This window comes from Ottowia sp., assembly GCF_035444425.1.
GTDB lineage: Bacteria > Pseudomonadota > Gammaproteobacteria > Burkholderiales > Burkholderiaceae_C > Ottowia.
This window is the reverse complement of sequence record NZ_DAOMOQ010000078.1, coordinates 1-4,834: the sequence shown is the minus strand read 5'-3', so window position 1 is coordinate 4,834 and position 4,834 is coordinate 1. Positions and strand designations below refer to the sequence as shown.

At 69.7% G+C, this 4,834-nt stretch carries 4 protein-coding genes; all 4 read right to left on the bottom strand.

From position 1 onward, the window contains the following. Positions 1 to 1,523 (bottom strand): glycine--tRNA ligase subunit beta (gene glyS, locus PK606_RS15860; protein WP_324565326.1); only part of this gene is annotated, 1,523 nt, incomplete at its 3' end. Positions 1,524 to 1,537: 14 nt separating this feature from the next. After that, complete coding sequence (gene glyQ / locus PK606_RS15855; RefSeq protein WP_324565324.1) at positions 1,538 to 2,443, bottom strand: glycine--tRNA ligase subunit alpha; 906 nt, start codon at positions 2,441 to 2,443, stop codon at positions 1,538 to 1,540. A gap of 101 nt (positions 2,444 to 2,544) precedes the next feature. Next, positions 2,545 to 3,069, bottom strand: coding sequence for a bifunctional 3-hydroxydecanoyl-ACP dehydratase/trans-2-decenoyl-ACP isomerase (gene fabA, locus PK606_RS15850; RefSeq protein WP_324565322.1), 525 nt, complete (start codon positions 3,067 to 3,069; stop codon positions 2,545 to 2,547). A gap of 38 nt (positions 3,070 to 3,107) precedes the next feature. Next, positions 3,108 to 4,718 carry an apolipoprotein N-acyltransferase gene (gene lnt, locus PK606_RS15845; RefSeq protein ID WP_324565321.1) on the bottom strand — a complete coding sequence of 537 codons (1,611 nt, stop codon included), beginning with the start codon at positions 4,716 to 4,718 and terminating at the stop codon, positions 3,108 to 3,110. Positions 4,719 to 4,834 lie beyond the last annotated feature (116 nt).

Genomic DNA, 4,834 nt, shown 5'->3' with positions numbered 1-4,834 from the left:
CGGCGCAGCGCGAACGGGTCCTTGTCGCCGGTCGGCAGGTTGCCGATGCCGAACATGCCGACCAGGGTCTCCAGCTTGTCGGCCAGCGCCACCACGGTGCCGACGGGGCCGCGCGGCAGCTCGTCGCCGGCGAAGCGCGGCTTGTAGTGGTCCTCGATGGCGAAGGCGATGTCCTCGGACAGGCCGTCGTGGCGCGCGTAGTAGCCGCCCATGATGCCCTGCAGCTCGGGGAATTCGCCCACCATGTCGGTCAGCAGGTCGGTCTTGGCCAGCAGCGCTGCCTGGTCCGTCTGCTCTGCCAGCACCGCGCCGCCGAACTGCTGGCCCGACTGCTCCAGCAGTCCCACGATCGCCCGCGCGATGGCGCGCACGCGCTCGACGCGCTCACCCTGGGTGCCGAGCTTGTTGTGGTAGACCACCTTGGCCAGCTGCGGCACGCGCGATTCGAGGGTCTTCTTGCGGTCCTGATCGAAGAAGAACTTGGCGTCCTGCAGGCGCGGGCGCACCACGCGCTCGTTGCCCTCGATCACCGCGCTGGCGTCCTGCGGATCGATGTTGCTGACCACCAGGAACCGGTTCGTCAACCGGCCTGCCGCATCCAGCAGCGGGAAGTACTTCTGGTTCGCCTTCATGGTCAGGATCAGGCATTCCTGCGGCACGTCGAGGAAGGCCTGCTCGAACTGGCACACCAGCACCTTGGGCCGCTCGACCAGCGCCGTCACCTCGTCCAGCAGCGCGTCGTCGTCGACCGCATGCAGGCCGGCACCCGCCTGCGCGGCGGCGGTCGCGAGCTGCGCGGCGATGGCGGCGCGGCGCTCTTCGAAGCTTGCGATGACGGCACCCCGCGTGCGCAGCGTGTCGGCATAGCGGTCGGCGTCCTCGATGCTGATCGGATCGATCGCGGCCTCGAAGCGGTGGCCGTGCGTGAGCCGCCCCGCCGTCAGGCCCAGCGCCGTCACCGGCACCACCGCGCTGCCGTGCAGCACCACCAGGCCATGCGCCGGGCGCACGAACTGCACGCTGTCCCAGCCGGGCAGCCGGCAACCGCTTTCCAGCTGGTAGGTCATCACCTTCGGGATCGGCAGCCTGGCAATGGCCTCGTGCAGCGCCTTCTGCAGGCCGCTGTCAAGCGTGGCGCCGGTGACCAGGGTGTCGAGGAACAGCGCCTCGGCCTTGCCGTCCGGCTGGCGCTTGAGCTGCGGCACCACCGAGGGATCGGCGCCGACCGCCTGCAGCTTCTTCAGCAGCGCCGGCGTCGGCTGGCCGGCGGCGTCGAGCGCCACGCTGACCGGCATCAGCTTGACCTGCATAGACTTGTCGGCCGCCTTGGCCGCCACCTGCGTGATGTGCGCAGCCAGCCGGCGCGGGGTGGCGTAGGGCGTGACGGCCGAATCGGCGGCGGTCAGGCCCTGGGCTTTCAGCTGCTCGAACAGCTGGCCGGCAAAGGCCTGGCCGAGCTTCTTCAGTGCCTTGGGCGGCAGTTCTTCGACGAACAGTTCGACGAGGAGGTTGGGTGTGCTCATGCTGCTCGCTTCCTTCACGCGGCCTTGGCTTCGAGCTGCTCGACCCACTCGCGCGGCGCCAGCGGAAAGCCCAGCCGCTGGCGCGATTCGTAATAGGCGTGCGCCACTGCGCGCGCCAGGTTGCGGATGCGGCCGATGTAGGCTGCGCGCTCGGTCACGCTGATGGCGCCGCGCGCATCGAGCAGGTTGAAGGTGTGGGCGGCTTTCAGCACCTGCTCATAGGCCGGCAGGGCAAGCTGTTTCTCGATCAGCAGTTCAGCCTGCCGCTCGTGGGCGTCGAAGGCGGCGAACAGGAAACCGGTGTCGCTGTGCTCGAAGTTGTAGGCCGACTGCTCCTGCTCGTTCTGCAGGTAGACGTCGCCGTAGCTCAGGCCCTCGGTCCATTGCACCTTGAACACGCTGTCGACGCCCTGCAGGTACATCGCCAGGCGTTCCAGGCCGTAGGTGATCTCGCCGGTGGCCGGCTTGCAGTCGATGCCGCCGATCTGCTGGAAGTAGGTGAACTGGGTCACCTCCATGCCGTTCAGCCACACCTCCCAGCCCAGGCCCCAGGCGCCCAGCGTCGGGTTCTCCCAGTCGTCCTCGACGAAGCGGATGTCGTTGCGCTTGAGGTCGAACCCCAGCGCCTCGAGCGAGCCCAGGTACAGATCGAGGATGTTGCTCGGCGCGGGTTTCAGCACCACCTGATACTGGTAGTAATGCTGCAGCCGGTTCGGGTTCTCACCGTAGCGGCCGTCCTTGGGCCGGCGGCTGGGCTGCACGTAAGCCGCCTTCCAGGGTTCGGGGCCGATGGCGCGCAGAAAGGTCGCGGTGTGCGAGGTGCCGGCGCCGACTTCCATGTCATAGGGCTGCAGCAGCGCGCAGCCCTGCGCGTCCCAGTACTGCTGGAGTTTGAGAATGAGTTGCTGGAAGGTGAGCATGGCGGCAGCCGGCGCGCGGGCGCGGCCCAAAATGAGCGGCAAAAAGTGCTGATTTTAGAAGCCAAGCCCCGCCAGCGTGTGGCGGGGCGCCGCGGGCGGGCTCAGGCGCCGGCGCCGAGCGCGCCGCCCTCGCGCGAGAACAGGCCCACGCGCAAGTCGTTGGCAACGTAGATTTCCTTGCCGTCGGCCAGCAGGCGCGCGTCGCCGATGGCCATGTTCAGCTTGCGCTTGATGACCCGCTTGATGTCGATCTCGTAGCGCACCAGCTTGACCTCGGGGCCGACCTCGCCGGTGAACTTGACCTCGCCCGCGCCCAGCGCGCGCCCGCGTCCGGGCAGGCGCAACCAGGTCAGGTAGAAGCCGATCAGCTGCCACATGGCGTCCAGGCCCAGGCAGCCGGGCATCACCGGGTCGCCCTGGAAGTGGCAGGCGAAGAACCACAGATCCGGCCTGACGTCGAGCTCGGCCTCGATGCGGCCCAGCCCGTGGGCGCCGCCATCGCCGTCGATGTGGGTGATGCGGTCGAACATCAGCATCGGCGGCAGCGGCAGGCGGCCGGCGTCGGGTCCGAACAGGCGCCCCTCTCCGGAGGCAATGAGGTCGTCGTAGGAAAAGAATTCGGCCATGATTCGCGCATTGTGCCTGCAGCCGCGGCCGGCGCCGCTCAGGCGCGGCGGCGCGCCCCGCACACCAGCACGATCAGCGCGCACAGACCCCACAGCGGCCACAGCCCCGCGCGCGCCACCCAGCGCGCGAACGGCGTGACGTGCGTGCGGCCTTCGAACTGCCCGCGCAGCACGCCGCGCGTCAGCCGCGGCTGCAGCTGCGTCACCACGCCGCGGTGGTCGATGATGGCGGTGGCACCGGTGTTGGTGGCGCGCAGCATCGGGCGCTCGAACTCCAGCGCGCGCATGCGGCTGATGTGCAGGTGCTGGTCGATCGCCACGCTGTCGCCGAACCAGGCGATGTTGCTGAGGTTGACAAAGGCCGTGGGCGCACGCGCCGCGTCGATGAAGCGCGCACCCAGCTCCTCGCCAAACAAATCCTCGTAGCAGACGTTGGGCGCCAGCCGCTGGCCCTGCCACTCGAACGAGGCTTGGCCGACGCCGCCGCGCGCGAAGTCGCCCAGCGGGATGTTCATCATGCGCACGAACCACTTGAAGAAGGGCGGGATGAACTCGCCGAAGGGTACCAGGTGGTGTTTGTCGTAGCGGTAGGGCTGGGCCTGAGCTGGCTTGAAGCCGACCACCGAATTGGTGTAGCCGGTCTCCATGTCGCCCAGCGGAACCCCCAGCAGCGCCGCCTGGCCGGGGCCGGCGAAACGCTCGACGAGCGCCTGCCAGTAGCCCTCGGGCAGTTGCTCGGGCAGCAGCGGCAGCGCGGTTTCGGGCGCCACCACCAGCGCCGCCTGGTTGTCACGCAGCTGCTCGCCGTACCAGCGCAGCGAATCGGCGATGCCGGTGCCCGGCACGAACTTCTCGTCCTGCGGGATGTTGCCCTGCAGCAGCGCGACGTCCGTCAGCAGTGCCGGCTGGCTTGGCGACGCCATGCCGCAGCGCGCCGGATCCAGCTCGCAATGGCGCCAGCCCCACAGGCCGGCGCCAAGCGCCAGCAGCACGGCGATGCCGGCCAGGCTGCGGGCGTTGCCCCAGCGCATCCGTGGCGTCAGCGCCAGCAGCGCCGCTAGCGCCGCGGCGACGAAGCCGAGCCCGTACACGCCCACATAGCGCGCCAGAAAGGCCAGCGGACCGTCGACATGCGCGTAGCCGCTCGCGCCCCAGGGAAAGCCGGTGAACAGCGTGCCGCGCAGCAGCTCGGCCAGCGTCCACAGCGCGGCGAAGGCCAGCGCGCTGAGCCAGGGCCGCCGCAGCGACGCCAGCGCCATGAACAGCGCCGCCGCCAGCGCGTAGTAGATCGCCAGCAGGCCGGCCAGCGCCAGCACCGCCGCCACCGCCAGCGGCGCTGCCAGCCCGCCATAGGTGTGCATGGAGATGAACAGCCACCAGAAGGTGCCGGTGAGCCAACCCAAACCGAACAGCCAGCCGCGCAGCAGGCCGTGGCGCCAGCCGCCGGTATCCGATTGGCCCCAGTCGCTCGCAAGCCAGGCACGCGGACGCGCCAGCCCCTGCGCCAGCTGCCACACCAGCCAGGCGAGGCTGAGCAGTTGCAGCCACCAGTGCGCCTGCCCGGTCCACGGATCGGCCAGCGCCAGCGCCTGCAGGCCCCCGGCCAGCAGCGCCATGACCGGTGATGCCAACCAGTGCACGGAACGCATGCGAACCCGGCGCCGCCTTATCTACCGCAGGCGCGGCCGCGCAATTCGAACGGCCGCGGAACAGGCCATGCCAGCGAACGCCATGCCCGGACCTGTGCCGGGCATCGGCGTTGTCC